The following is a 23,309-nucleotide window of genomic DNA, read 5'->3' on the forward strand; positions in this document are numbered from 1 at the left end:
GAGGGGGTCAGGCGCCGGCTTTCGGCACGATGATCGTGTCCTGCGGGTGCAGGCTGAGGGCGAGGCGCTCGCCGACCGGCGGGATGCGGCGGGCCGCCTCGTAATGGCTGGGTTGGCGCAGGCTTAAGAGCGTGCCGTCGTCGAGAGCCAGGAAGACGCGCAGGCTCTCGCCCTGGAAGACGACATCGGTGACGCGGGCTTCGAGCCGGTTGCGCTCCGGGCTGCCGGAGCCATCCTCGACCAGCAGCTTCTCGGTCTGGATGGCGAGCACGAGCTCGCCGTTCGCAGCGATCGGGCGGGCGCTCTTCAGCACCGTGCCGGCGAGTGAAACGCTGTCCTGTCCGACGCGCTCGACCGGCAGCAGCGTCGCCTCGCCGATGAAGCTGGCGACGAAGGCGTTGGCGGGGTGGTCGTGCAGGCGCTCGGGCTTGTCGATCTGGACGAGCTTGCCGTCCTTCAGGATCGCGACCCGGTCGCTCATCGTCAGCGCCTCGCGCTGGTCGTGGGTGACGTAGATGATCGTCGCGCCCAGCCGCTTGTGGAGCTGGCGCAGCTCGATCTGCATGTTTTCGCGTAGTTGCTTGTCGAGCGCCGAGAGCGGCTCGTCCATCAGGATCAGGCGCGGCTCGAAGATCATGGCGCGGGCGAGCGCGACGCGCTGGCGCTGGCCGCCGGAGAGCTGGCCGATGCCGCGTTCCTCGTAGCCGGCGAGGTCGACCATGGCGAGCGCGCCGCGGACCTTGTCGGCATAGGTCGATTTGGGCAGGCGCCGGGCCCTTAAGGGGAAGGCGACGTTCTCGCCGACGCTCATATGCGGGAACAGCGCGTAGTTCTGGAAGACGATGCCGATGTCGCGCTTGTGCGGCGGGGTATAGGTGACGTCGCGCCCGCCGAGATGGACCGAGCCGCCGGAGGGCTGGATGAAGCCGCCGAGGATGCCGAGCAGGGTGGTCTTGCCCGAGCCGGACGGGCCGAGCAGCGAGACGAATTCCTGCGGGGCGATGTCGAGCGAGACGTCGTCGAGGGCGCGCACCGAGCCGTAATGCTTGCTCGCGGACCTGATCTCGACGCGTTCGCCGCCTATGTTGGCCATGGCATTCTCCTGTCCGGATACAGCGACATCGCGGCACTGCGCAGGCAAAGACCGTTTTCGGGACGGGCCATAAGGTGTTCTTATGGAGAGCCGCACCGGCGCTGGTGCCATCAGGCGGTGCAAGCCTCTGCCGGACCGTCACCGCAAGCTGCATTCGATCAGCTCATGAAAGGGGATTTCGGCCGCTTGCCGCAATTGCCAAATAATCAGGGGGAGCATAACCTCATGTAATGTCTGAGCTGCGCCGCATGGTCTCGTCGAGCAATGCGCTCTTTGTCTTCGAGGCGGCGGCGCGCAGCGGCAGCTTTACCCGCGCGGCGGAGGAGCTGAACGTCACCCAGCCGGCGGTCAGCCGCATGCTGTCGCGCTTCGAGAGCCATCTCGGCCTGCGCCTGTTCGAGCGCGGCCGGCAGGGCGCTGTGCTCACGCCGCAGGGCGAGGTGCTCTATCGCCGGGTGGCGGCCGGCTTCCGCAGCATTGAGGCCGGGCTCGTCGAGATCGAGCAATTGCGTGCCGGCAAAGAGATCGTGACGATCTCGGTCTCTTCCGCCTTCACCACGCATTGGCTGATGCCGCGCATGGACCGTTTCCAGAAGCGCTTCCCGGGCGTCGACCTGCGCTTCCAGATGATCGCCGGCTCGCTGCGCGGGCCGGTCGACAATGTCGATCTCGGCATGCGCTTCGTCGGTGCCGCTGAACTGGTGCCGGTCGAGGCGATGGTGGTGAACGAGGTCATGCTGCCGATCTGCAGTCCCGGCTACCGACAGAGCGAGCCGGAGGCCGGGGTGGCGGGCGACGGCAACACGATCATCAACCTGACCGATTCCGCCCTCGACTGGGCCGAGCACTACCCACCCTTCGCCACTGGCCGGCTGGGGCCGGTCAAGACCTTGAGCTTCTCGGACTATGCCGTGGTGGTGCAGGCGGCACTGCTCGGCCAGGGTGTCGCCTTCGGCTGGATCACGGTCGTGTCGCATGCGCTGATGTCGGGCGCGCTGGTGCCGGCCAGCGACCGGCTGACACGGGGTGAGCGCAATTGCGTACTGCTGACGCCGCGCAACCGCCAGCCGCGTCCGGTCGTCGGCGAGATCCGGCACTGGATCGGCACCGAGCTCAAGGCCGAGATCGAGGCGATCAACGCACTTCATCCCGGACTTGGTTTGATGCAGGCCTGCTACGGCTGACGGCATGCGCGCGTCAGCTGGCGATGTCGATCAGCACCGTCTTGTGGCGCAGGTTCTGCTCGACCGCCTGACGGCCGAGATCCTTGCCGATGCCCGAACTCTTGTAGCCGCCGGTCGGCAGGATGAAATCGAGCGTACGGCTGTAGCGGTTGACCCAGACGCTGCCGGCCTGCAGCCGGCGCACGGCGCGTAAGCCGCGGCCGAGATCGCGCGTGTAGACGCCGGCGGCGAGGCCGTATTCGGGATGATCGGCGAGGGCGAAGCCCTCTTCCTCGTCGGCGAAGGTCTGGATGGTGAGGACCGGCCCGAAGACCTCCTCGCGCACCGCCGCCGTCCCGGCGCCGACATTGCCGATCAGGGTCGGCTGGTAGAAGGCGCCGCAATGGCCTTCGATGCGCCCGCCGCCCATCAGGATCTCGGCGCCCTGATCGCGGCTATGCGCCAGGATGGCATCGATACGCCGCGCCTGCGGCTCGGAGATGATCGGGGCGAAACCAGTCGCGGCCTTCCAGGTCGGGCCGGGCGTGACCGATGAGAGCCTGCTTTGCAGCGCCGCGACCAGCGCTTGCGCGACAGATGCCTGCACGATCAGCCGCGAGCCGGCGACGCAAGCCTGCCCGGCATTGGCGAGCAGGGAGCCGGCGATGCAGGCGGCCGCCTTGTCGAGATCGGCGTCGGCGAAGACGAGCTGCGGGCTTTTTCCGCCGAGCTCGAGCGTGACCGGTTTGATGCCGCTCTCGGCGGCGGCCTTCATCACCGCGATGCCGGTGCGGGTCGAGCCGGTGAAAGAGAGTTTGGCGATGCCGGGATGGCGGCTGAGCGCGTCGCCCGTCACGGCGCCAGTGCCCTGGACGACGTTGAAGATGCCGGCCGGGATGCCGGCCTCGACCGCAAGCTCGGCCAGCCGCACCGTCGAGAACGGCGTCAGCTCGGAGGGCTTCAGGACGATGGCGTTGCCGGCGGCGAGCGCTGGCCCGGCTTTCCAGCTCGCCATGCTGAGCGGGAAGTTCCACGGCGTGATCGCGCCGACGACGCCATAGGGCTCCGAGACGATCATGCCGAGATGGTCGGCGCGCGTCGCCGCGACCTCGCCGCCGAGCTTGTCGGCCCATTCGGAGAAAAAGCGGATGCCGTCGGCGACGCTGGCAACGTCGCCGGTCACCGCTTGGGCGATCGGCCGGGTCGAGCCGAGCGCCTCCAGCCGGCCGAGCTCCACAGCGCGTTCCTCGATCAGGTCGGCCCAGCGGCGCATGACGCGGGCCCGCTCGCGCGGTGCCCGTGTCGCCCAGCCGCTCGTTCGGACGGCGCGTGCCGCATCGGTGACCGCCCGGTCGACGGTCGCGGCATCTGCGACCGGCAGTTCGGCATAGTCGGCGCGGTCGGACGGACGGGCGACGGGGATGCGCTCGCCGTCATCGACATGGGTGCCGCCGATGAAATGGCCCGTGGCGAAGGCGACCGATTCAGGCGCGAAATCGGCCATGACCTCAGAGCCCGACCAGGCCCGGCAGGCCGCCAATGTCCTTGATCTCGTCGGTGCTGTAATAGGGGTTCGCCGGCTCATGGCCGCGATTGACGAAGACGCGGCGGCCGATCTTCATGTCGTAGGCGGTCATCTGGTCGTAGCGGAAGCTCGACGAGCAGTGCATCACATCCTGCGGACCGCAGCCGAGCATGTCGAACATGTACTCGAAGGCGCGCATGCGGGGTTTATAAGCTTGGGCCTCCTGCGCTGTATAAGCCGCGTGGAAAGGCGCGCCGAGCCTGGCGATCGAATGCGGGATCAGGTCGGTCATCGAGTTCGAGAGGACGACGAGCGGGATTTCCCTGGCGACCTTGGCGAGGCCGGCTGGCACGTCCGGATGGGGACCCCAGCTCGGGATCTCGTCGATGATGGCCTGGGCATCGGCCGGATCATAGGGGAGGCCGAGGAGCTTGCAGCTCCGCTCGACAGCGTTCCGGACAACGTCCTGATAGGGCTTCCACGGGCCGAGGACTTCGTCGAGGCGATAGTTCGAGAAGGCATCGCAGAAGGCGTCCATCTGCTCAGGCGCGAGCCGGCCTGCATAGGCGCGCCGGGCGGCCGGAGCCATCTCGAAATAGATCAGCGTGCCGTAGCAGTCGAAGGTGATGAATTTCGGCCGGAAGCTGCTCATCGTCTCGCTCTCGATGGTTGCGACGGCTGTCTGCCGCTGGGAAAAGGCTAGAGTGCGAGCGCGGGCAGGGAGACGGAATCCGATCGGCATGACCGAATATTCTGCCGATGAATGGGTATGCTTCGGCATGGATTGCCGTGCGTGCCGAGGCAGGATGGACAGACCGGGCGCTCTCGCCGAGGTTCGCCCGGCCCAACCTCGCTGCGAATCCCTATGACCGTCGAAACCATCCTCGCCGACCTCGTCGGCTTTCCCTCGATCTGCCGCACGCCGAACGGGGTGATCATCGCGCATGTCCGCGCCTATCTCGCCGGCCACGGCGTCGATAGCGTGATCGTGCCGGGGCCGGAGGGCGACCGCGCCAATCTGTTCGCCACGATCGGACCGAAGGCCCCGGGCGGGATCATCCTCTCGGCGCATCTCGACGTGGTTCCGGCGCCGCCCGAGGGCTGGCTCGGCGATCCTTTCAAGCTACGGCGCGACGGCGAGCGTCTGATCGGGCGCGGCGCAGTCGACATGAAGGGCTTTGCGGCCTGCGTGCTGGCGAGCGTGCCCGCCCTCGTCGCGATGCCGCTGGCGCGGCCGGTGCACATCGCATTGTCCTATGACGAGGAGGTCGGCTGCGTCGGCGTGCGCCATCTGATCGCCCGGCTGCCGGAGCTCGCTCCGCCCATGCTCGGCTGCATCGTCGGCGAGCCGAGCGGGCTGCGGCCGGTGCTGGCCCATAAGGGCAAGATCGCCCAGCGCGTCATGGTCGATGGCAAGGCCGGGCATTCCTCGCGCACCGATCTCGGCGACAACGCGATCCATTACGCTGCCGGCTTGATCGCTGCGATCCATGAGGAGGCGCTGCGCCATGCCATGCAGGGGCCTTTCGCCGAGGCCTTCGCGCCGCCTTATTCGACGATCCAGGTCGGCGTGATCAAGGGCGGCACCGGCATCAACATCGTGCCGGCGCAATGCGTCTTCGAGGTCGAGGCCCGTGCCATCGCCGGGCAGGAGCCCGCCGCGCTGCTCGGCTTCCTGCAAGGTGCCGCCGAGCGGATCCGGCGCGAGGCGGCCGCGACAGGGCACAAGGTCGATTTCAGCTTCGAGACCCTGAGCGACTACCCGCCGCTCGCGCTCGACGAGAGCGACCCGCTGGTCGCCTTCACCGAGGCCGTTTCCGGCGAGGCTCGCCAAGCCGCCGTCAGCTACGGCACCGAGGCCGGTCTGTTCCAGCGGGCCGGGATCGCCGCGATCGTCTGCGGACCCGGCGACGTCGACCGCGCCCACAAGCCGGAAGAGTACATCACCGACGCCGAGCTCGCCGGGGCGATGGCGATGATCGCGCGCGTCGCCGATCGGCTCTGCTGAGGCTCAGAACTCGCCGATCTCGCCGCGGGAGCCGTCGACGAGGCGGGAATGCCTGAACGGGCGCGGGTCGACGATCGGCGCATCGCCGGTCGCAAGGTCGGCCGCGAGATGGCCGGCGGCGGGTCCTAGGCCGAAGCCGTGGCCGCTGAAGCCGGCCGCGAGCACGAAGCCGGAGAGGCCGGCGACCGGCGAGATCACCGGCACCGCATCGGGCGTCGAATCGATATAGGCGCCCCAGCTTTCGCGCACGGCGACGTCTTTCAGAGCCGGGAAGACGGCGTGGGCGCGCTCCAGCAGGGTCTTGAGCGCGCGCCGGCTCGGCGCCGGATCGAGCACACGGATCGTCTCGAAGGGCGTGACCTCGTCGAGCGCCCAGCTCCCGAACGCCTCCGGCCCCTTGAAGAAGGAGGAGCCGATGCCGAGCTCGACCGCCTTCAGCCGCTTGACGAACATCGGCAGGAATTCGCGGGCATAGCGCAGGCCCTGCGGCGTGATCTCGAGCGTACCCTTGCCGCTGATCGCGACCGTGTAGCTGCCGTCGAGGCGGCGGGTCAGCGCAATCTCCGGGGTGTAGAAAGCGTCGAGGAATTCTGGCGCCGGTTCGGTCCGCAGGCTGGTCGCGCGGATGCTCGCCTGCGGGAAGGCGATGCCATGGCGGCGGCAGAAGGCGGAGGCCCAGGCGCCGCCGGCGAGGATTACCGCATTGGTGCGGATCGTGCCTTTCTCGGTGACGACGCCGGTGACGGCACCATTGGTGATGTCGAGCCCCCGCGCGGCGCAGCCTTGATGGACACTGGCGCCGTTACGGCGAGCGCCGTCGGCCATCAGTGGCGCTGCGAGCGCCGGCTCGGCCTTGCCATCGGTGACGGAATGCAGTCCGCCGAGCCAGCTCTGCCCGCTGGCAGCGGTCATCGCCGCGGTCTCGGGCCCGGTCAGCATCCTAGTCTCGACACCGAAGGCTTTGGCGGTCTCGCGCCAACGCTCCCATTGCGCCAGCTGCGCGGCATCGTTGCTGGCATAGACCAGCCCGCAACGACGAAAGCCGCTGTCGCGGCCGAGCTCCTCGCTCAACTTCTCCCAGAGCTCCATGGCGCGGATCGCGAGCGGCAGTTCGCGCGCGTCACGGTTCTGCTTGCGGCACCAGCCCCAGTTGCGGCTCGACTGCTCGCCGCCAACCACGCCCTTCTCGACCAGCGCCACCGAGCGGCCGCGCCGCGCCAGATAATAGGCGGCGGCGGCGCCGACGATGCCGCCGCCGATGACGACGACATCCGCTGCCGCGGGCAGCGCCTCGCTGCTGGCGATGCGTTCGATGGTCGGCGACATGGAAAGCTCCGAAAGAAGCCGCGCCACAAGGCGGCGGGACTGCGCGACTAGGGCAGGGCGAGCGTCACATCAGCCCCGGCTCGCCGAGGTCGGTCCCGTCGACGAGGCGGCTGTAGCGATAGGGATGGGGATCGACGATCGGATTGTCGCCGGTGACGATGTCGGCCGCGAGACGCCCCGCCGCCGGTCCGATGCCGAAGCCGTGGCCGCTGAACCCTGCCGAGACATGCAGGCCCGGCAGCTGGTCGATGGCCGAAATGACCGGCACCCAGTCGGCCGTGAAGTCGATCAGCCCGCCATATTTGTGCTTGATCTCGACAGTGGCGAGTTCCGGGAAGATCTCGGCGAGCCGCTTCTTGGCAAAGGTGATCAGCTCCTCCTGCGCCGGCGGGTCGTAGGTCCGCATCCGCTCGAAGGGCGAGATCGTATCGTTGCTCCAGCGCATCAGCGCCTCGGGGCCGAAGAAGAAGGACTTGCCGGCGCGGATGGTGAGGAGTCTGTGGCGCTTCTTGAAGGTGCGCCAGAACGGCCTGGCATTGAGCATGCCGTGCGGCGAGAGCTCGAGCAGGCCGCGCCCGCTGATGCCGACCGTGTACCCGCCATCGACCCGGCGGCGGATGGTGAGGTCCGGCGTCGAGATGCCGCCGGTCGTGATCTCCGGCGCCGGCCCGGTGAAGAACGAGGTCGACTTGATGCCTGCGAGCGGCATGCGGATACCGTGGTGCCGGGCGAACATCGCAGTCCAGACACCACCGGAGAGCAGCACCGTCGAGGTGCGGATCGTGCCCTTCTCGGTGACGACGCCTGAGACGCGCCCAGCGGCGGTTTCGAGCCCGCGCGCCGCGCAATCCTGATGGACGGTGACGCCGAGACGGCGCGCCGCCTCGGCGATGGCGGGAACGGCCATGGCAGGCTCGGCCCGGCCATCGGTCGGCGAATGCACGCCGCCGACCCACTCCCCCTTGGCGTGCGGTGCCAGAGCTCGGGCTTCCTCGGGGCTCAGCATGCGCGTCTGCATCTGGTATTGGCGGGCCTTCTCGCCCCAGCCCTCCCAGGCATCGAGGTCGGATTGGCGGGTCGTCAGATAGGTCAGGCCGCTGCGGCGGAAGCCGACATCGGCCCCGACCTCTTCGGAGAGTCCATTCCACATCTCGACCGCCCGCATCGCCAGCGGCAATTCGCGCAGATCGCGGTTCTGCTGGCGGCACCAGCCCCAGTTCCGGCTCGACTGCTCGCCGGCGAGATAGCCCTTCTCGACCAGCGCCACCGAATGCCCCTTCTTGGCCAGATGGTAGGCCGCGGTTACGCCGGCGATGCCGCCGCCGATGACCACGATATCGGCGGCTGCGGGCAAGGCTTCGTCGCTTTGGACGCGGTTGACCGGGGGCGACATGGCGGCGTTGTCCTTGGCGGGGAGGTCGTGCCGGCGGCGCCGACCGGGGGCGGGAGGCCGGTATTCAAGCCCGAACCACCTGGAACCCTATGCCAAAGGAAGGGTCGGATTCGGCAGATTCTTTTGGTTGTCCCGGCCAAGGACGGTGACCATCGCCGGTCGTGGCCTGCCTATGATGAGGCCGGGCCGTCAGTTCGACGGTCGATACGGCCAACCGCCAGGCAAAAGGCGGTGACCGTGCCACGGCCTTGCAGGCCGTCGACAACAAGGGGATCGACGATGAACAAGCCGTCCACGAAGACGCCTGGCCTCGCTTTGCCTGCCCTGCATCGCCGCGAGGTCCTGGCGCTGGGCGCCGGCGGCATCCTTGCCGCGTCCGGTCTCGGCGCCCGCGCCCAGGGCAAGGCGCCGCCGCCCCCGCCCGCCAAGCCGGCTGGCCAGGTCGTGGTCGGCCTGTCGCAGGAGCCGACCGCCTTCAACCCGCTGATGCCCGGCATCGAGGTTGACGAGACCGTCTGGATGCAGGTGTTCAACACGATGTGGCTGGCCCAGCCCGACGGCTCGCTGGTTCCCGACCTCGCGGCCGAGGTGCCGAGCGAGGCCAATGGCGGCATCTCGGAAGGCGGCCTCGCCTGGAAGGTCAAGCTGCGCGAAGGGGTCACCTGGCACGACGGGGCGCCCTTCACCGCCGAAGACGTCAAGTACACCCTCGAGCTGATCAACGCGCCGGGCTTCAAGGCGCGCACCCGCGTCGGCCACTCGCTGGTCAAGGACATCAAGGTCACCGGCCCGCTGGAAATCTCCTGGCGCATGGAGAAGGCCTACGCGCCCTACCTCGCGCTGCTCTCCAACACCTTCATCGTGCCCAAGCACATCCTGGAGAAGGCGGCCGATCCCAATACCGCTCCCTTCAACGGCGCTCCGGTCGGCACCGGCCCGTTCAAATGGGGCACGCGCACGCCGGGCGACAACATCCAGCTCGTCGCCAACGAGAAATACCACGGCAAGGGGCCGTATCTGGAGAAGGCCATCCTGAAATACGTGCCCGACCAGACCGCGCTCTATGCCCAGTTCCGCACCGGCCAGGTCGACCTGATCATCGGCACCGGCATCCCGGCCAATTTCTATGCCGAGGCGGTCAAGCTGCCCGGCCGCAAGGTGGTGAAGATCCCAAGCGCCTCGCTCGAGGTGCTGATGCCGAACCTCGAGCACCCGGCGCTGTCAGACAAGGCGGTGCGCAAGGCGCTCTACGCCTCGATCAACAAACAGGCGATCATCGACATCGTTTTCTACGGCCTGCACATCCCGACCGAATCCTTCATGCCGCAGGAATCCTGGGCCTACGATCCGAGCCTACCGAAGCAGTCCTACGACCCGGCTCTCGCCGGCAAGATCCTCGACGATGCCGGCTGGAAGCGCTCCGGCTCGGGCGTGCGCATGAAGAATGGCGTGCCGCTCGAATTCGCCGTCTCGACCACGACGGGCGCCGCCCTGCGCGAACAATGCCAGCAGCTGATGCAGCAGGACTGGCAGCAGATCGGCATCAAGATGGCGATCAACAACATGCCTGCCGCCGTGATCTGGGGCGAGTTCTATACCCGCTCCAAGTTCCAGTCCCTGCTGGTCGGCACCGCCTTCCGCACGGTGATCGATCCCGATCCGGCGCATCGCTTCGGCTCCGACGCGATCCCGGCCAAGAGCGGCAACGGCGCCAACCAGATGCAGTGGCAGAACGCTGAAGCCGACGCGCTGATGAAGCAGGGCCAGGAGGTCTTCGACCCGGAGAAGCGCAAGGCGATCTACCGGAAGCTGCAGGTGCTGGTGCGCGAGGAACTGCCGATCCTGCCGATCTACCAGTACGCGCCGGTCGAGGGCTACAAGGAGGGGCTGATCGGCTACGAGCCCAACATCAACGCGCGGCAGAACACCTGGAACATGGGCCAGTGGTACTGGGCCAAGTGACGTGACGCGGGACATGAATGGAACCGGCGTGAGGCCGGTTCCCGCCAGGGGGACAGCGCCATGATCGCCTTCCTGCTGCGCCGGCTCGGGCAGTCGCTGCTGCTGCTGCTCATCGTCTCGGTGATCGGCTTCGCCATCCTGCATCTGGCTCCCGGCGGGCCGATGTCGCAGTTCGCCGCCGGCGGCGACATGACCCAGGCCGATCTCGACCGCATCGCCGAACAGCTCGGGCTCAACCGCCCGCTGCCGGTGCAATACATCGAATGGCTCTGGCGCATGCTGCGCGGCGACTGGGGCGTGTCCTATCGCGACCAGCAGCCGGTGCTGCACATCATCACCTCGCATCTGGGCGCGACATTGGAACTGATGCTGACCTCGACGCTGCTCGCCATGCTGATCGGCGCCTGGGTCGGCATCCTCGGCGCGATCCGGCGCTATTCGCTGTTCGATTCGCTCGCCACGGTCGGCGCCATGATCGCGCTCTCGATCCCGACCTTCTGGTTCGGGCTCGTGATAATCTACGTCTTCTCGGTCGGGCTCGGCTGGCTGCCGTCCGGCAATCGCTACACGATGGGCGACGGCTCGTTCCTCAACCAGGTGCACCACCTGATCGGGCCCTGCATCGTGCTGGCGCTGGTCTCGACCGCCGTCTGGAGCCGCTACATGCGTTCATCCATGCTGGAGGTGGTCAACCAGGACTACATCCGCACCGCCCGCGCCAAGGGCGTGCCGGAGCGGCAGATCCTGCTGCGCCATGCCCTGCGTAACGCATTGCTGCCGATGATCACCATCACTGGCCTGCATGTGCCGACCCTGCTGTCGGGGGCCTTGGTGACCGAGACCGTCTTCACCTGGCCCGGCATGGGCCGGCTCTTCCTCGATTCGATCAGCTATCGCGACTACCCCGTCGTGATGGGCATCCTGATGTTCACCGCCGTGCTCGTTTTGCTCGGTTCCCTGCTCGCCGACCTGCTCTACGGCGCCGCCGACCCGCGCATCTCGAGGAGCGGGCGATGAGCGGCATGCCCTTCACCAGCACGGCCGAGCCCGCTCTGCCGCCGGCCCCCGGCTTCTGGAACAGCCCTGGCCTGCGCCGCTTCCGCCGGCACAAGCTCGCCGTCTTCGGCGCCGCGACGATCGTCCTGTTGACGCTCGCCTGCATCGTCGGTCCCTGGCTCATGCCTTACACCGACACCTTCATCGACATTCGCAACCGCTTCGCGCCGCCGTTCTCGGGCCCGCATGTGCTCGGGACCGACCCGCTCGGGCGCGACATCCTCGCGCGCCTCCTGATGGCGGGGCGGATTTCGCTCGCAGTCGGGTTCTCGGCCATGGCGATCGCGATGGCGATCGGCATCGTGATCGGCATGATCGCCGGCTTCTACGAAGGGGCGCTCGGCGCGGTGCTGATGCGCTTCGTCGATGCGATGCTGTGCTTCCCGTCGATCTTCCTGCTGCTCGCGATCTCGGCGCTGATCGCCCCCTCGGTGCCGTCGATCATCCTCTTGATCGCGATGACCTCCTGGATGGAAGTCGCCCGCGTGGTCGAGGCGCAGATCCGCTCGCTGAAGACGCGCGAATTCGCCCAGGCGGCGGTCTCCTTCGGCGCGAGCAACCGGCGCATCATGGTCCGTGAGCTGCTGCCGAATGCGATCGCGCCGATCGTCGTCGCCGCGACGCTCAATGTCGCTCACGCCATCCTGGCCGAGAGCTACATCTCCTTCCTCGGCTTCGGCATCCAGCCGCCGACGCCGAGCTGGGGCAACATGCTGGAAAGCGCCCAGAGCTATCTCACCAGCGCGCCCTGGCTCGCTATCATTCCGGGCGCCGCGATCACGCTCGCGGTCACCAGCTTCAACTTCATTGGAGACGGCCTGCGCGACGCGCTCGATCCGAGGATGGAAGGCCAGTGAGGGGAGAGGTCGCGGAGCTCTGGCGCTACCCGGTCAGCTCGATGGCCGGTGAGCGGCAGGCACGGGCCCGCGTCGAGGTCGGCGGCGTCGCCGGCGACCGGATCTGGGGGTTGCTCGACGCCGCCACCGGGCGCATCGCCTCGCCTGGCCGCGAAAAGCACTTCGTCGGCGTGCCGCGTGCCCATGCCAGGGTCGCAAGGAGCGGCGTCGCTCTCTCGCTCGACGGCGAGACCTGGGCGGGGCCGGACGATGCGGAGCTGCTGGAGGGGCTGTCGCAGGCCTTCGGTTTCATGCCGGTGCTGAAGCCGTTCGATGCCGTCGGATCGGGCGGATTCCGGCCTCGCTACGAGCATGCGCCGGTCCATCTCGTCACCACGGCCGCACTGCGCAGCCTTTCACGCGAACTCCCGGACAGCGTCATCGATGCGCGCCGCTTCCGGCCCAATATCCTCGTGGACTGGCCGGATGGGGCGGAGGCTGTGCCGGAGCATGGCTGGATCGGTCGCGAGATCAGGATCGGGCAGGTCGTCCTGCGGGGGCGAGAGCCCTGCGGGCGCTGCGGCTTCATCACGATCGCCCAGGAGGGTCTACCTGTTGACGTCGAGATCCTGCGGACGGTGGTCAAGCGCCACGAACGCAATTTCGGGATCTATTGCGACGTGGTGACGCCCGGCGAGATCGCCGCCGGCGCGACCGTCATCGTCGACTGAAGCCAAGCAGCTATTCGGCTGCCCGCGCGATTTCAGGAATATCCTGTGCGACTTCCGGGATTTGAGGATAATCCCGCCGAACGGCAGCGAAGGCGGCGCCGACATCCAGTGCGCCGGAACCGTCCCGCATCACGGCGAAGAGCTTTGTCTTGGTGAAGAAGCGCCAATGCACCGGCAGGCCCGCCAGCAGCCGTGTCAGCGCGGCGTAATTGCGCGCTGTCCAGACCTGCTCGAAAGCGTCCCGCTCCGGGCCGAAATGGAAGTGTGTCTGGTGGGCCCGCGTCCTCAGCTTTTCTCGCAGCGTCGCCGTCGCATCGGGATCGACGGTGCCCTTCTCGATCACCACGCCATAGAGCGCTTGCGCCGCCTCAAGGCTGACATAGCCGCGCTCGACATCGAGCAGGACCCGCTCCGGCTCGCGCTCCAGCGGCGAGCCGCGCCCGCCGCCGCCCGGCGAATGGATATGGATCACGTCGCCCGGCTCGGCGATGGCGATGTCGGTGTTGCCGAGGACGCGCTCATTGGGGCGGCCGGGGTTGATGATGAAGTTCGAGGTCTCGGCGGACAGCCCGCCGAGCGTGCCCCAGGGCCGGAAATGCGAGCGATCGCGGTTGCGCACGGTGATGCGGGAGTTCGGCGAGAACACCTTGAACTCCATCACCGTCGCGAGCCCGCCGCGCCAGCGTCCGGCGCCGCCCGAATCCGGCAGCAGCCCATAGCGCATGAACCGGATCGGCACCTCGGTCTCGGTGATCTCGATCGGGGTGTTCTTGAGATAGGCGGCGTCGGCGCCCGAGCCGTTCGGCCCGTCGCGATGCGGCATGCCACCGCCGCCGCCGACCACCGGGTTGATCGCGGCGATGACGCTGCGATGCGTCTTCTCGTCGGTCGTCATCACGTTGACGATCGAGCTGGAGCCGGCCGGCGCTGCCGGCAGGCGCTCGGGCGCGGCGAGGCTGAAGGCGCCGAAAATCAGGCTACGTAAGCGTGCGCAGGTCAGGCTGCGCATGCCGACGGCAGCCGGGAACGACGGGTTCAGCACCGTTCCTTCCGGCGCGATGCAGGTGAAGGGCCGGGTCAGGCCGGAATTGAGCAGGAGCTGCGGGTTCAGCGTGTAGAGCACATAGTAGACGCCGACGAGCAGCAGCGTATGGCGCGGGTCGGAGCCGGTCGGCACGTTGAGCGAGGAGCCGAGCTGCGGGTCCGAGCCGGTGAAGTCGAGGACCGCTTCGTCGCCCTTGATGGTCAGGGTCAGCGCCAGCCGGCAGGGATTGCCGTCGACGCCGTCCTCGTCGGCATAGTCGGAGAAGACGTACTCGCCGTCGGGGATCGAGCGCAGGATTTCGCGGGCCTGGTGCTCGGCATAGTCCATCAGCCCGTCGAGCCCATCCATGAAGCCCTTGGCGCCGAACTTGGCGACCATCGCCTGGATTTTGCGCTCGCCGGTGTTGAGCGCGCCGGCCAGCGCCTTGAGGTCGCCCATGTTGAGCGCCGGCTTGCGCACGTTCATCATCATGATGCGCAGCACCGTCTCGTCGAAGGCGCCGTCGCGCATCAGCGTCATCGGCGGGAAGCGGATGCCCTCCTGATGGATCTCGGTGAGCGAGCGCGACAGGCTCGCCGGCACCGCGCCGCCCATGTCGGTATTGTGGACATGGCCGCCGACGAAGCAGACGATCTCGCCCTCGTGGAAGATCGGCTTCCACAGATGCGTGTCGGGGGCGTGGGTGGCGAGATAGCCGCTATAGGGATCGTTGGTGAAGGCGATGTCGCCCGGGCGATAGTCCGGCACCATCTCGATGGCGCGGTTGTAGTTCATGCCCGGATACCAGGTCGCGCCCAGGTCCATCGGCACGGCGACGACGCGCCCGGTGCGGTCCATCACCATCACTGTGAAGTCCTCCGTCTCCTTGACGAAGGTGGAATGCGCCGTGCGGTAGAGCGTGTAGGCCATGTTCTCGGCCGCGGCCCGGCAATGATTGGCCAGGACCTGCAAGGTCACCTTGTCGACCATGATCAGGCTCCCTCGCGCAGGATGAGATGGAGATTGAGGAAGGCATCCACCTTCGCCTCGAAACCGGCGGGTATGCAGATCGTGGTGTCCTCCTGCGCGACCACGGCCGGGCCGGAGAAATGCTGGCCGCAGCGCAGCGCCTCGCGATGGAAGAGCGCGACCTCACGCTCGCTGCCATCGAGCCAGACCGTGATTGAGCGCGCCGGGATTGCCGCCTCGTCGACCGCTTTGCTCGCCGGGGCGAGCTCGGGCCGCGGCGTCGCGCCGGTGACGACGAGGCGCAGATTGACGATCTGAACCTCCGCCGCCTCGTCGTTGAAGTCGTAGATGGCAAGATGCTGGCGATGGAAGGCGGCGCGTATCGCCGCGAGGTCGCCCTCGGCGAGCCAGCTTTCCGAGAGCGGCACTTCGATCTCGAAGGACTGGCCGTGATAGCGCATGTCGGCGCTCAGGCTCTCGACGACGGGCCCGGTGAAACGCTGGTCGTCGCGAATCCAGGCGATCCCGTCCTGCTTCAGGCGCGCCAGCGCCTGGCGCAATTGCGGCAGCGAGGCGGGCTCCGCCGCTGCGAAGAGGCTCTGGATAAAGTCGCCCTTCACATCGGCGATCAGCCCGCCGAGGGCGCTGACGACACCCGGGCGGCGCGGCACCAGCACGCGTGGGATGCCGAGTTCGCGCGCCAGGAAGCAGCCGAGCATCGGCCCGGCGCCGCCGAACGGCATCAGCGCGAAATCGCGCAGGTCGACGCCGTAGCGGGCGACGAGCTTGTTGACCTCGACGAACATCTCGGAGACGGCGATGGCGATGATCGCCTCGGCGGTGGCCTCGGCGCTGCGGCCGAGCATTGCGGCGACCTCGCCGACGACCTTCTCCGCCAGGTCGCGGCGCATGCCGATCTGGTCGTAGGCGAGGGCGGTGTGGCCGAGGAGGCCGCAGGTCGCCATCGCGTCGGTGACCGTGGCGCGGGCGCCGCCGCGTCCATAGCAGGCGGGGCCGGGCGTCGAGCCGGCGCTTTCGGGGCCAACCTTGAGCAGGCCGAAGGCGTCGGCCCAGGCGATCGAGCCGCCGCCAGCGCCGATCGAGGTCACCGAGACACTCGGCACATAAAGCGGGAAGTCGCCGACGACCTCGCCGGTGCCGAATTGCGGCTGGCCCTCGATGATCAGGGCAAGGTCGGCGCTGGTGCCGCCGATGTCGAGGGTGAGGATGTTCTTCGCGCCCGCCTGCTCGGCGAGATAGGCCGCGCCGATCACCCCCGAGGCCGTGCCCGAGAGCAGCATGTTGACGCAGGCGCGCTTGCCGGTCGCGGCGTTCATCACCCCGCCATTCGACTTGGTCAGCATCGGGCCGGCGGGCACACCGCGCGAGGCGAGCGCCTCCTCGAGGGCTTCGAGATAGCCGCAGACGCGTGGATGGACATAGCCGTTCAGGATCGCGGTCGTGGTGCGCTCATATTCGCGGATGACCGGCCAGACCTCGCTGGTGCTGAAGACGAAGAGATCCGGCGCGAGCTCGGCGATCAGCGCCCGCGCCTCTGCCTCATGAACTGGATTGCGGTAGGCGTGCAGGAAGGAGACGATCACGCCGTCGACGCTGCGCGCCTTGAGCTTGGCAACCGCATCCGCGAGCGCCTCGCGGTCGAGCGGCTCGGCGATGCTGCCGTCGGAGAGGATGCGCCCGCCAACGCCGAAGACGCGGTCGCGCGGGATGAGCTGCTCCGGACGGGCGCAGAACAGCGAATACATGTCCGGCATGCGCAGGCGCGCTAGCTCGATCACATCCTCGAAGCCGGCGGTGGTGATCAGGCCGAGGCGACTGCCCTTGCGCTGGATGATGGTGTTGATGCCGACCGTGGTGCCGTGGACGAAGGAGACGATCTCCTCCGATGGGACGGCATGGCGCTCGTTCAGCAGGTCGAGCCCGGCGAGAAGCTCGCGCCCCGGCGCATCGGGTGTGGTCAGCACCTTGATCGTCTCGACGCGACCGCTGCCGCTTTCCAGTGCGCAGAAGTCGATGAAGGTGCCGCCGATGTCGACGCCGATACGCCAGCTCATGATGGGCCCGCTCAAGGAAGGACATGCCAGTCTTGGCGGGGGCGCCTGCAAGGGTCCAACACCAAAACCACGATGCTGGATAAGCCGGCCTTATGCCTCGGGCGTCTTGGGCTCGGGCCGGTCGAGGTCGAGCTGCTGGCAGGCCGTGCGGATGTGGTTGCGCAGCAACTCGTGGCTGCGCGAGAGCGGCCGGCGCGTGCTGGTGAGCAGGCAGAGCGGCAAGGCGATATGCGGCCGGAACGGACGCGTCACCAGGCCGGGAAAATTGTGCCAGGGCAGCAGGCCGTCGACCACGGCGACGCCGAGCCCCTGCTGCACGAAGGCAAGCGCGATGATCGAGACGTCGATCTCCATCTCGGGCCGGAACGGCTGGCCTTCCTTGGCCAGCGCATCCCGCAGCAATTGCCCGGGCAACGATTCGGCGCGGTACGAGATCAGCGTCTCGCCATCGAGATCCTCGGCGCCGATGGCGTCGCGCTCGGCCAGCGGATGGCCGGCGGGCAGCACGCAGACGACGCGGGTGTAGCCGACGACCTCGGTTTCGATGAAGGGCGTCGGCTGGTCCATCATGGCAATGCCGAGCCCGGCCTGGTCACGGTCGAGCATGGTGAGGATGACCTCGGCCGGCACGACATAGGAGCGCACGCGCGTGTTCGGATGGGCGGCGCGGAAATGACGCAGCGCCTCCGGAACGAAGGAGAGGGATGGGGGCGCCGAGGCGGCGAGGCGCACGAGGCCGGCCTTGCCATGGCGCAGGTCGCGCGTGCGCCGCCTGAGCATTTCAAGGTCGCCGAACAGGCGCTCGACCTCGGGGTAGATCTCCTCCGCTTCCGGGGTCGGGATCAGCCTGCCCTTGACCCGCAGGAACAGCTTGAAGCCGAGTTCGTCCTCGGTGTGCAGCAGGATCTGGCTGAGCGCCGGCTGTGAGACGTTGAGCGCCTCGGCGGCGCCGGTCAGCGTGCCGCAGCGCATGACCATGCGGAAGACTTCGATCTGGCGCGCACGCATGGCCTGATCCTAGAGCATTTTCGAGCGAAGTGGGTACCGGTTCGCGTGAAGAAAATGCGATAAAACAAGGGCCTGGAGCATTTCTGCGATTCGGAGAAGCGCGGAAATACTCTAGAAGCAAGCCCAGCGGCTGTCAGCAGCTGGCATCTTCAAGCGGCTTTAGCGACAAGGCCATCGCAGCGGCAGGCAACGCCGTCAGACGGGTGAATGGGGCTGTCGCTCCACCCGATCTGGATAGCTTCCCGCCAGCGGCGATCCGCAAAATGCTTCAATAGGCCAAGGCTTAACCGGCATAGAACGCGCCAACAGCTGTGAACTCCTCAGTCGCCCCCAGAATTCATGTAAATTAGGGGAATTGAATTACGAAAAAGCCGATGATCACCTTGCCGACGAAGCCGCGATTACGACTTAGGCCCTCAAGGATGTACTGGTGTTCCCGCTGCAGTCCGTCGTAAAACTGCTTCGGTGTGTCGGTGAGCGACTATGGCAGGTTGTCGCGCAGGAAGATGTCGATACCGATGCGCTCCTGATCCGGCACCAGCGGATCGCCTGAGCAATAGGCCAGGAGCACGCGCGCGGCCGAGCGGGCCTCATGCCCTGGATTCTGGCTGATCAGTGCGGCGATCTCGCCGTTCAGCAGGCAGCGGCGGCTATGCGCGGTCAGCTCATGCGCGATCCAGACGATCTCTCCGCTCCGCCCGGCCTGCTTCAGTGCCGCGGCGGCGCCGCGATTGCCGGCGCCGACATTGTAAAGGCCGATCAGATCCTTCTCCCGTTCGAGCAAGGTCGCGGTAGCGAGGCGGGTGCGCTCGCTGTCGTCGCGCCCCTCGACCGCGGGCAGGACGACGAGGCTTGGATATTCGCGCGAGATCACCTGGGTGAAGCCGAACTGGCGCTCGGCATGATCGCGCAGGGCCAGCGAGCCGGCGATGACGCCGATGACGCCCTTGCGGCCACACAGGAAGCGGCCCATGAGCGTCGCTGCCGTCCGGCCCGCTGCCGGATTGTCGATGCCGACATAATGCAGGCGGCGCGAGCTCGGCACGTCCGATACCAGGGTCACGACTGGCACGCCGCGATCGGCGAGATCGTCGATTGCCGCCCTGACACGCGGATGGTCGAGCGCGACCGTGGCGACGCCATGATAGCCGGGCGGCACGGTCTCCAGCGTGGCCGCCAGCGCCTCCGGCTCGAACACATCGACATGGCGGATATCGATGAAGGCGCGCTGGCTGGCGAGCCACTCCGCCGTGCGCTCGACCTGCTCGGCGAGCAGGGTCATGAAGCTGTTGGCGCCGGTCGGCAGGATGAAAAGGAAGCGGAAGCTGTGGTTGCGGGCGAGGCGGGCCGCGGCGGGGTCGGCGCGATAGCCGAGCCGCGCGACCGCCGCCTCGACACGCGCGATCGTCTTTTCGCGCACGCCGTCGCGGCGGTTGACGACGCGGTCGGCAGTCGCGAGGGAGACGCCGGCCTCGCGCGCCACATCCTCCAACCTCGCCCGGGCGGCCAGGCGTGCCTCGCCATTCGTCATCAGCGTGCCGCCCAGAGCATCCCACGGATCATGATGGTGCGAATCTCCGGCACGTCGAGCTCATAGGCGCGATGGCCGAGCGAGGAGTAGAACACCCGGCCTGCGCCATAACGCTTCTTCCAAACCACCGGCATCTCGACACCCTCGATCCAGGCGGCATGCTCGCCGCTGAATCGTGTCGTCGCGAGCACCTCGTTGGCCGGGTCGACATGCATGTAATACTGCTCCGAACGATGCTCGAACCCGGCGATCCCCGCCATGACGGGATCGTCGGGCCGGGTGATGTCGACCTTGTAGTCGATGATGTTGCCAGGATGGGCAACCCATTGCCCGCCGCACATGAACTGGTAGTCTACGGATTCGCGGAACGCATCGCCCATGCCGCCATGATGGCCGGCGAGGCCGACGCCGCCGCGCACCGCCTCGCACAGTGCCAGCGCTTCGGGCTTCTCGATCTTCGACATGGTGTAGATCGGGATGATCAGCGAGAGATCGCGGATCGCCGGATCGAGGAAGGCGGCCGTCTGCGTCTCGACGCGGACCTCGAAGCCCTCCGCTTTCAGCCAACCCCGCATCATCGAGGCGCAGAGATCGGGATCGTGCCCGGCCCAGCCGCCCCATACGATCATTGCCTTGCGCATTACCTTGATCCCCTCACTCAGTCGATCTGACCAATCTCGCGCCCGGCGGGCAGGGCAGCCGGCCTGTCGACGCGGCTCTCGATCCTGACCCGGCGGCCCTCGTCGGCGGAGAGCTGGAAGGCCTCCATCACCTCCAGCACATGGAAGGCGAGCGCCCCGCTGGCCCGGTGCGGCCGGTCGGTGACGATCGCCGTCGCCATGTCGGCGACGCCGATCGAGCGGAACTCGCCGTCGGCATGGCCATGCGTCAGCACGACTGCCTCCCAGGCGCCGCGCGGCTTCGCCACCTTGACCTCGCCGCCGAACTTGTTGGGGTCCGGCACCAGAAGGCTGGCCTTGTCGCCATAGATCTCGATCGGCGCATGAGCGTGCTGGGGCACGTCGAAGCTCATCGTGACCGAGACGACGGCGCCGCTTTCGAATTCCAGCGTGCCGGCGACATGGGTCTCGACCTCGACCGGGATCAGCGCGCCGTTCATCGGCTGGCTGGTGACGAGGCGCTCGGACCGCGGCCGGGCCGTCGAGCCCATCACGGACGCGACCGGCCCGAGCAATTGCACCAGATCGGTGATGTAGTACGGACCCATGTCGAGCATCGGCCCGCCGCCGCGCAGATAATAGAAGCCCGGCGCTGGGTGCCAGCTTTCATGGCCGGGGCAGCCGAAGAAGGCGCTGCCGCCGACCGGCCTGCCGATCGCGCCGTCGTCGATCAGCTTGCGCGCCGTCTGGTGGCCGCCGCCGAGGAAGGTGTCGGGCGCGCAGCCGACGCGCAGGTCCATCTGCGCGGCAAGGTCCATCACCTTGCGCGCCTCGGTCGTGTTGATGCCGAGCGGCTTTTCGGAGTGGACGTGCTTGCCGGCGTTGAGCACGGCGAGGCTGACATCGGTATGGGCGAGCGGCACGGTGAGGTTGACGACGATCTCGACATCGTCGCGCCTCAAGAGCTGGTCGACGCGCAGGCCAGGCACGCCGAATTCGGCGCCGCGCTTCTCCGCCGCCGCGCTGCGCATGTCGGCGACCGCCTTGAGCTCGAGAACCGGGAAGCGCTGCATCGCTTCCAGATACTTCGTGCTGATGTTGCCGCAGCCGATGACGCCGATACCTACCCTGCGCATGCTTGTCTCCATTGCTGATTGTCGGGGGCCGGTCCGCCGGGACTGCTCAGCCCTTGACGGCGCCGGCGGTCAGGCCGGCAACGATGTGCTTCTGGGCGAAGATGAACAGCAGGATCGTCGGCAGCAGGGTCAGCGTGATAAACGCCAGGATCAGATGCCAGTCGGCCGAGAACTCGCCCTGGTAGATCATGATGCCGAGCGGCCAGGGATAGAGCGCTTCCGAATTCAGCATCACCAGCGGCAGGAGATAGCTGTTCCAGCTATGGACGAAGGTGATGGTGCCGACGGTGGCGAGGATCGGCCGCGACAGCGGCAGCGTCACATGGCGGAAGAACTCGACATAGCTGCAGCCGTCGACGAGCGCGGCCTCGAGCAGCTCATGCGGCAGGTCCTTGAAGAAGCGCCGCAGCAACAGGATGCTCATCGCCAGCCCGAACGCGACCTGCGGCAGCGCCACGCCGAGATAGCTGTCGAGCAGGCCGAGATCGCGCACCTTGATGAACAGCGGCAGGATCGCGGTCGCGGCGGGGAAGAGCAGCCCCATGGTCAGGTAGCTCAGCATCATCGAGCTACCGAAGAAGTGGATATGGGCGAAGGCGAAGGCCGCCATCGAGGCGACGATCAGCGTCAGCACCACGGTCAGGCTGGAGATCACCAGCGAGTTCCAGAGCATCTGCCAGTAGCGCCCCGAGAACAGGATGCCGGCATAGTTCTCCCATTCCCAGCTCTCGGGCAGCCCGAACGGGTTGGTGCGCAATTCGCCCAGCGTCTTGAAGCCGCCGAGCACGGTGGCGAGCAGCGGCACGACGACGAAGGCGGCGACCAGCGCCAGGAACAGGCCCTTGTAGAACGGCACGAGATCGAGCGGCCGGCGGCGGACGGCGAAGGCGTCACTCATTGCGCATGAACCAGCGTTTGTAGGTGAAGGCGAAGGTCACGCAGATCGCAAACAGGATCACGCCGATGGCGCTGCCATAGCCCACCCGCATGCGCGAGATGCCGTGATTGTAGAGGAAGCTGACCATGGTGTTGGAGGAATCGGCCGGGCCGCCGCGGGTCAGCGGCATCACCAGGTCGAAGAGCTGCAGTGAGCCGACAACGGCGAAGAACACGGAGAGCTTGATGGTCGGGTAGAGCAGCGGGATCACGATGAAACGAAGCACCTGCCAGCGCGAGGCGCCGTCGATCCGCGCCGCCTCGACCAGGTTCCTGTCCATACCCTGCAGCGCGGCGATGAACAGCATCATGTGGAAGCCGAAATATTTCCAGACGACGACGATCAGGATCGCCAGCATCGAGGTCTGCGTCGAGGCCAGCAGATGCGGCGCCTCGGCGCCGAAGGCCCGGTAGATCGAGGCCAGCAGCCCGTAGTTCCCGTCATAGACGAAGCTGAAGATCAGCCCGGTCGCGACCTCGGCCAACACATAGGGCAGGAAGAACAGCATCCGCAGCGCGACCGAACCGCGGAAGCGGTCGGCGAGCATCAGGGCCAGCGTCAGCGCCAGCGGCAGCTGGATCAGCAGCGAGACGGCGATGATCAGGAGGTTGTTGCGAAAGGCGGTGCCGAAGCCGCGGGAGTCGAAGACGAAGCGGTAGTTGTCGAGGCCGATCCAGCGCGTCGGCTTGCCGAAGCCGTTCCAGTTGAAGCCGGAATACCAGGCGGCTTCGCCGATCGGCAGCACGACGAAGAGCGTGAACAGCAGGAGCGCTGGCGGCAGGAAGATGAGAAGCGTGGTGAGTCGCGAATCGAAGCCCCGGCCGCGCCGCCCGGCTATGCCGGCCGCGGGGCGCGGGTGGTTGCCCATGACGAGAGCTTGGCCACGCTCGCTCATCGATTTCTTTCCCAGCTCATC

19 protein-coding genes are annotated in these 23,309 nt (G+C 67.4%); 6 read left to right on the forward strand and 13 right to left on the reverse strand.

The features are described 5' to 3' along the window. Positions 1-7: 7 nt before the first annotated feature. On the reverse strand, positions 8-1,093 hold the full coding sequence (locus ACSQ3M_RS25520; RefSeq protein ID WP_436152877.1) for an ABC transporter ATP-binding protein: 1,086 nt from the start codon (positions 1,091-1,093) through the stop codon (positions 8-10). 230 nt (positions 1,094-1,323) lie between these two features. Between ACSQ3M_RS25520 and ACSQ3M_RS25525 the strand changes: the two genes are divergently transcribed. After that, on the forward strand, positions 1,324-2,277 hold the full coding sequence (locus ACSQ3M_RS25525) for a LysR family transcriptional regulator (protein WP_436152878.1): 954 nt from the start codon (positions 1,324-1,326) through the stop codon (positions 2,275-2,277). 13 nt (positions 2,278-2,290) lie between these two features. Here ACSQ3M_RS25525 and ACSQ3M_RS25530 read toward each other — a convergent pair whose 3' ends face one another. Then, positions 2,291-3,760, reverse strand: coding sequence for an aldehyde dehydrogenase family protein (locus tag ACSQ3M_RS25530; protein WP_436152879.1), 1,470 nt, complete (start codon positions 3,758-3,760; stop codon positions 2,291-2,293). A gap of 4 nt (positions 3,761-3,764) precedes the next feature. Further along, on the reverse strand, positions 3,765-4,433 hold the full coding sequence (locus tag ACSQ3M_RS25535) for a haloacid dehalogenase type II (RefSeq protein WP_436152880.1): 669 nt from the start codon (positions 4,431-4,433) through the stop codon (positions 3,765-3,767). Positions 4,434-4,646: 213 nt separating this feature from the next. Here ACSQ3M_RS25535 and argE point away from each other — a divergent pair, with 213 nt between their 5' ends. After that, positions 4,647-5,789, forward strand: a complete 1,143-nt coding sequence (argE, locus tag ACSQ3M_RS25540) for an acetylornithine deacetylase (RefSeq protein WP_436152881.1) — start codon at positions 4,647-4,649, stop codon at positions 5,787-5,789. A 3-nt stretch (positions 5,790-5,792) separates the two neighbouring features. Here argE and ACSQ3M_RS25545 read toward each other — a convergent pair whose 3' ends face one another. Both ACSQ3M_RS25545 and ACSQ3M_RS25550 read right to left on the reverse strand, forming a co-directional pair. Continuing rightward, the gene (locus ACSQ3M_RS25545) at positions 5,793-7,115 is read right to left on the reverse strand and encodes an NAD(P)/FAD-dependent oxidoreductase (RefSeq protein WP_436152882.1); all 1,323 of its coding nucleotides are present in this window, start codon (positions 7,113-7,115) and stop codon (positions 5,793-5,795) included. A 64-nt stretch (positions 7,116-7,179) separates the two neighbouring features. Next, a complete protein-coding gene (locus ACSQ3M_RS25550) occupies positions 7,180-8,508 on the reverse strand; it encodes an NAD(P)/FAD-dependent oxidoreductase (protein WP_436152883.1) in 1,329 nt (442 codons plus the stop codon). Between the two features lie 279 nt (positions 8,509-8,787). Between ACSQ3M_RS25550 and ACSQ3M_RS25555 the strand changes: the two genes are divergently transcribed. From ACSQ3M_RS25555 to ACSQ3M_RS25570, 4 genes are read left to right on the forward strand one after another with little or no spacing between them, the layout of a single operon-like run. Further along, positions 8,788-10,470, forward strand: a complete 1,683-nt coding sequence (locus ACSQ3M_RS25555) for a peptide ABC transporter substrate-binding protein (protein WP_436152884.1) — start codon at positions 8,788-8,790, stop codon at positions 10,468-10,470. A 60-nt stretch (positions 10,471-10,530) separates the two neighbouring features. Beyond that, positions 10,531-11,487 carry an ABC transporter permease gene (locus ACSQ3M_RS25560; RefSeq protein WP_436152885.1) on the forward strand — a complete coding sequence of 319 codons (957 nt, stop codon included), beginning with the start codon at positions 10,531-10,533 and terminating at the stop codon, positions 11,485-11,487. Positions 11,488-11,492: 5 nt separating this feature from the next. Continuing rightward, the gene (locus ACSQ3M_RS25565; RefSeq protein WP_436152920.1) at positions 11,493-12,383 is read left to right on the forward strand and encodes an ABC transporter permease; all 891 of its coding nucleotides are present in this window, start codon (positions 11,493-11,495) and stop codon (positions 12,381-12,383) included. Next, positions 12,380-13,093, forward strand: a complete 714-nt coding sequence (locus ACSQ3M_RS25570) for an MOSC domain-containing protein (protein ID WP_436152886.1) — start codon at positions 12,380-12,382, stop codon at positions 13,091-13,093. The genes ACSQ3M_RS25565 and ACSQ3M_RS25570 overlap by 4 nt, the downstream gene beginning before the upstream one ends. 10 nt (positions 13,094-13,103) lie before the next feature. On the opposite strand, the gene ACSQ3M_RS25575 is transcribed toward ACSQ3M_RS25570, so the two are convergent. The 8 genes from ACSQ3M_RS25575 to ACSQ3M_RS25610 all read right to left on the reverse strand — a co-directional run bounded on the left by ACSQ3M_RS25575 (position 13,104) and on the right by ACSQ3M_RS25610 (position 23,261). Further along, positions 13,104-15,107: a hydantoinase B/oxoprolinase family protein gene (locus tag ACSQ3M_RS25575; protein WP_436152887.1), complete on the reverse strand. Its 2,004-nt coding sequence runs from the start codon at positions 15,105-15,107 to the stop codon at positions 13,104-13,106. Positions 15,108-15,109: 2 nt separating this feature from the next. Then, positions 15,110-17,161 carry a hydantoinase/oxoprolinase family protein gene (locus ACSQ3M_RS25580; RefSeq protein WP_436152888.1) on the reverse strand — a complete coding sequence of 684 codons (2,052 nt, stop codon included), beginning with the start codon at positions 17,159-17,161 and terminating at the stop codon, positions 15,110-15,112. A gap of 90 nt (positions 17,162-17,251) precedes the next feature. Continuing rightward, the gene (locus tag ACSQ3M_RS25585) at positions 17,252-18,169 is read right to left on the reverse strand and encodes a LysR family transcriptional regulator (protein ID WP_436152889.1); all 918 of its coding nucleotides are present in this window, start codon (positions 18,167-18,169) and stop codon (positions 17,252-17,254) included. A gap of 481 nt (positions 18,170-18,650) precedes the next feature. Then, positions 18,651-19,700 carry a LacI family DNA-binding transcriptional regulator gene (locus tag ACSQ3M_RS25590; RefSeq protein WP_436152890.1) on the reverse strand — a complete coding sequence of 350 codons (1,050 nt, stop codon included), beginning with the start codon at positions 19,698-19,700 and terminating at the stop codon, positions 18,651-18,653. Beyond that, on the reverse strand, positions 19,700-20,341 hold the full coding sequence (locus ACSQ3M_RS25595; RefSeq protein WP_436152891.1) for a ThuA domain-containing protein: 642 nt from the start codon (positions 20,339-20,341) through the stop codon (positions 19,700-19,702). Before ACSQ3M_RS25595 ends, ACSQ3M_RS25590 begins: the two co-directional genes overlap by 1 nt. A gap of 17 nt (positions 20,342-20,358) precedes the next feature. Then, entirely contained in the window at positions 20,359-21,456 is a 1,098-nt protein-coding gene (locus ACSQ3M_RS25600) for a Gfo/Idh/MocA family protein (protein ID WP_436152892.1), read from the reverse strand. A 46-nt stretch (positions 21,457-21,502) separates the two neighbouring features. Further along, complete coding sequence (locus ACSQ3M_RS25605; RefSeq protein ID WP_436152893.1) at positions 21,503-22,354, reverse strand: carbohydrate ABC transporter permease; 852 nt, start codon at positions 22,352-22,354, stop codon at positions 21,503-21,505. Then, positions 22,347-23,261 (reverse strand): carbohydrate ABC transporter permease, encoded by a 915-nt coding sequence (locus ACSQ3M_RS25610; protein WP_436152921.1) that lies wholly within the window; start codon positions 23,259-23,261, stop codon positions 22,347-22,349. Before ACSQ3M_RS25610 ends, ACSQ3M_RS25605 begins: the two co-directional genes overlap by 8 nt. Between the last annotated feature and the right edge of the window lie 48 nt (positions 23,262-23,309).

The organism is Allobosea sp. LjRoot90 (genome assembly GCF_964254315.1).
In the GTDB taxonomy this organism is placed as follows: Bacteria; Pseudomonadota; Alphaproteobacteria; order Rhizobiales; family Beijerinckiaceae; genus Allobosea.

What these genes read in the sequence shown, in the direction of transcription:
- ACSQ3M_RS25520 (WP_436152877.1), bottom strand. Translation starts at nt 1,093, where the DNA reads ATGGCCAACATAGGCGGCGAACGCGTCGAGATCAGGTCCGCGAGCAAG.
- ACSQ3M_RS25525 (WP_436152878.1), top strand. Translation starts at nt 1,324, where the DNA reads ATGTCTGAGCTGCGCCGCATGGTCTCGTCGAGCAATGCGCTCTTTGTC.
- ACSQ3M_RS25530 (WP_436152879.1), bottom strand. Translation starts at nt 3,760, where the DNA reads ATGGCCGATTTCGCGCCTGAATCGGTCGCCTTCGCCACGGGCCATTTC.
- ACSQ3M_RS25535 (WP_436152880.1), bottom strand. Translation starts at nt 4,433, where the DNA reads ATGAGCAGCTTCCGGCCGAAATTCATCACCTTCGACTGCTACGGCACG.
- argE (WP_436152881.1), top strand. Translation starts at nt 4,647, where the DNA reads ATGACCGTCGAAACCATCCTCGCCGACCTCGTCGGCTTTCCCTCGATC.
- ACSQ3M_RS25545 (WP_436152882.1), bottom strand. Translation starts at nt 7,115, where the DNA reads ATGTCGCCGACCATCGAACGCATCGCCAGCAGCGAGGCGCTGCCCGCG.
- ACSQ3M_RS25550 (WP_436152883.1), bottom strand. Translation starts at nt 8,508, where the DNA reads ATGTCGCCCCCGGTCAACCGCGTCCAAAGCGACGAAGCCTTGCCCGCA.
- ACSQ3M_RS25555 (WP_436152884.1), top strand. Translation starts at nt 8,788, where the DNA reads ATGAACAAGCCGTCCACGAAGACGCCTGGCCTCGCTTTGCCTGCCCTG.
- ACSQ3M_RS25560 (WP_436152885.1), top strand. Translation starts at nt 10,531, where the DNA reads ATGATCGCCTTCCTGCTGCGCCGGCTCGGGCAGTCGCTGCTGCTGCTG.
- ACSQ3M_RS25565 (WP_436152920.1), top strand. Translation starts at nt 11,493, where the DNA reads ATGCCCTTCACCAGCACGGCCGAGCCCGCTCTGCCGCCGGCCCCCGGC.
- ACSQ3M_RS25575 (WP_436152887.1), bottom strand. Translation starts at nt 15,107, where the DNA reads ATGGTCGACAAGGTGACCTTGCAGGTCCTGGCCAATCATTGCCGGGCC.
- ACSQ3M_RS25580 (WP_436152888.1), bottom strand. Translation starts at nt 17,161, where the DNA reads ATGAGCTGGCGTATCGGCGTCGACATCGGCGGCACCTTCATCGACTTC.
- ACSQ3M_RS25585 (WP_436152889.1), bottom strand. Translation starts at nt 18,169, where the DNA reads ATGCGTGCGCGCCAGATCGAAGTCTTCCGCATGGTCATGCGCTGCGGC.
- ACSQ3M_RS25590 (WP_436152890.1), bottom strand. Translation starts at nt 19,700, where the DNA reads ATGACGAATGGCGAGGCACGCCTGGCCGCCCGGGCGAGGTTGGAGGAT.
- ACSQ3M_RS25595 (WP_436152891.1), bottom strand. Translation starts at nt 20,341, where the DNA reads ATGCGCAAGGCAATGATCGTATGGGGCGGCTGGGCCGGGCACGATCCC.
- ACSQ3M_RS25600 (WP_436152892.1), bottom strand. Translation starts at nt 21,456, where the DNA reads ATGCGCAGGGTAGGTATCGGCGTCATCGGCTGCGGCAACATCAGCACG.
- ACSQ3M_RS25605 (WP_436152893.1), bottom strand. Translation starts at nt 22,354, where the DNA reads ATGAGTGACGCCTTCGCCGTCCGCCGCCGGCCGCTCGATCTCGTGCCG.
- ACSQ3M_RS25610 (WP_436152921.1), bottom strand. Translation starts at nt 23,261, where the DNA reads ATGGGCAACCACCCGCGCCCCGCGGCCGGCATAGCCGGGCGGCGCGGC.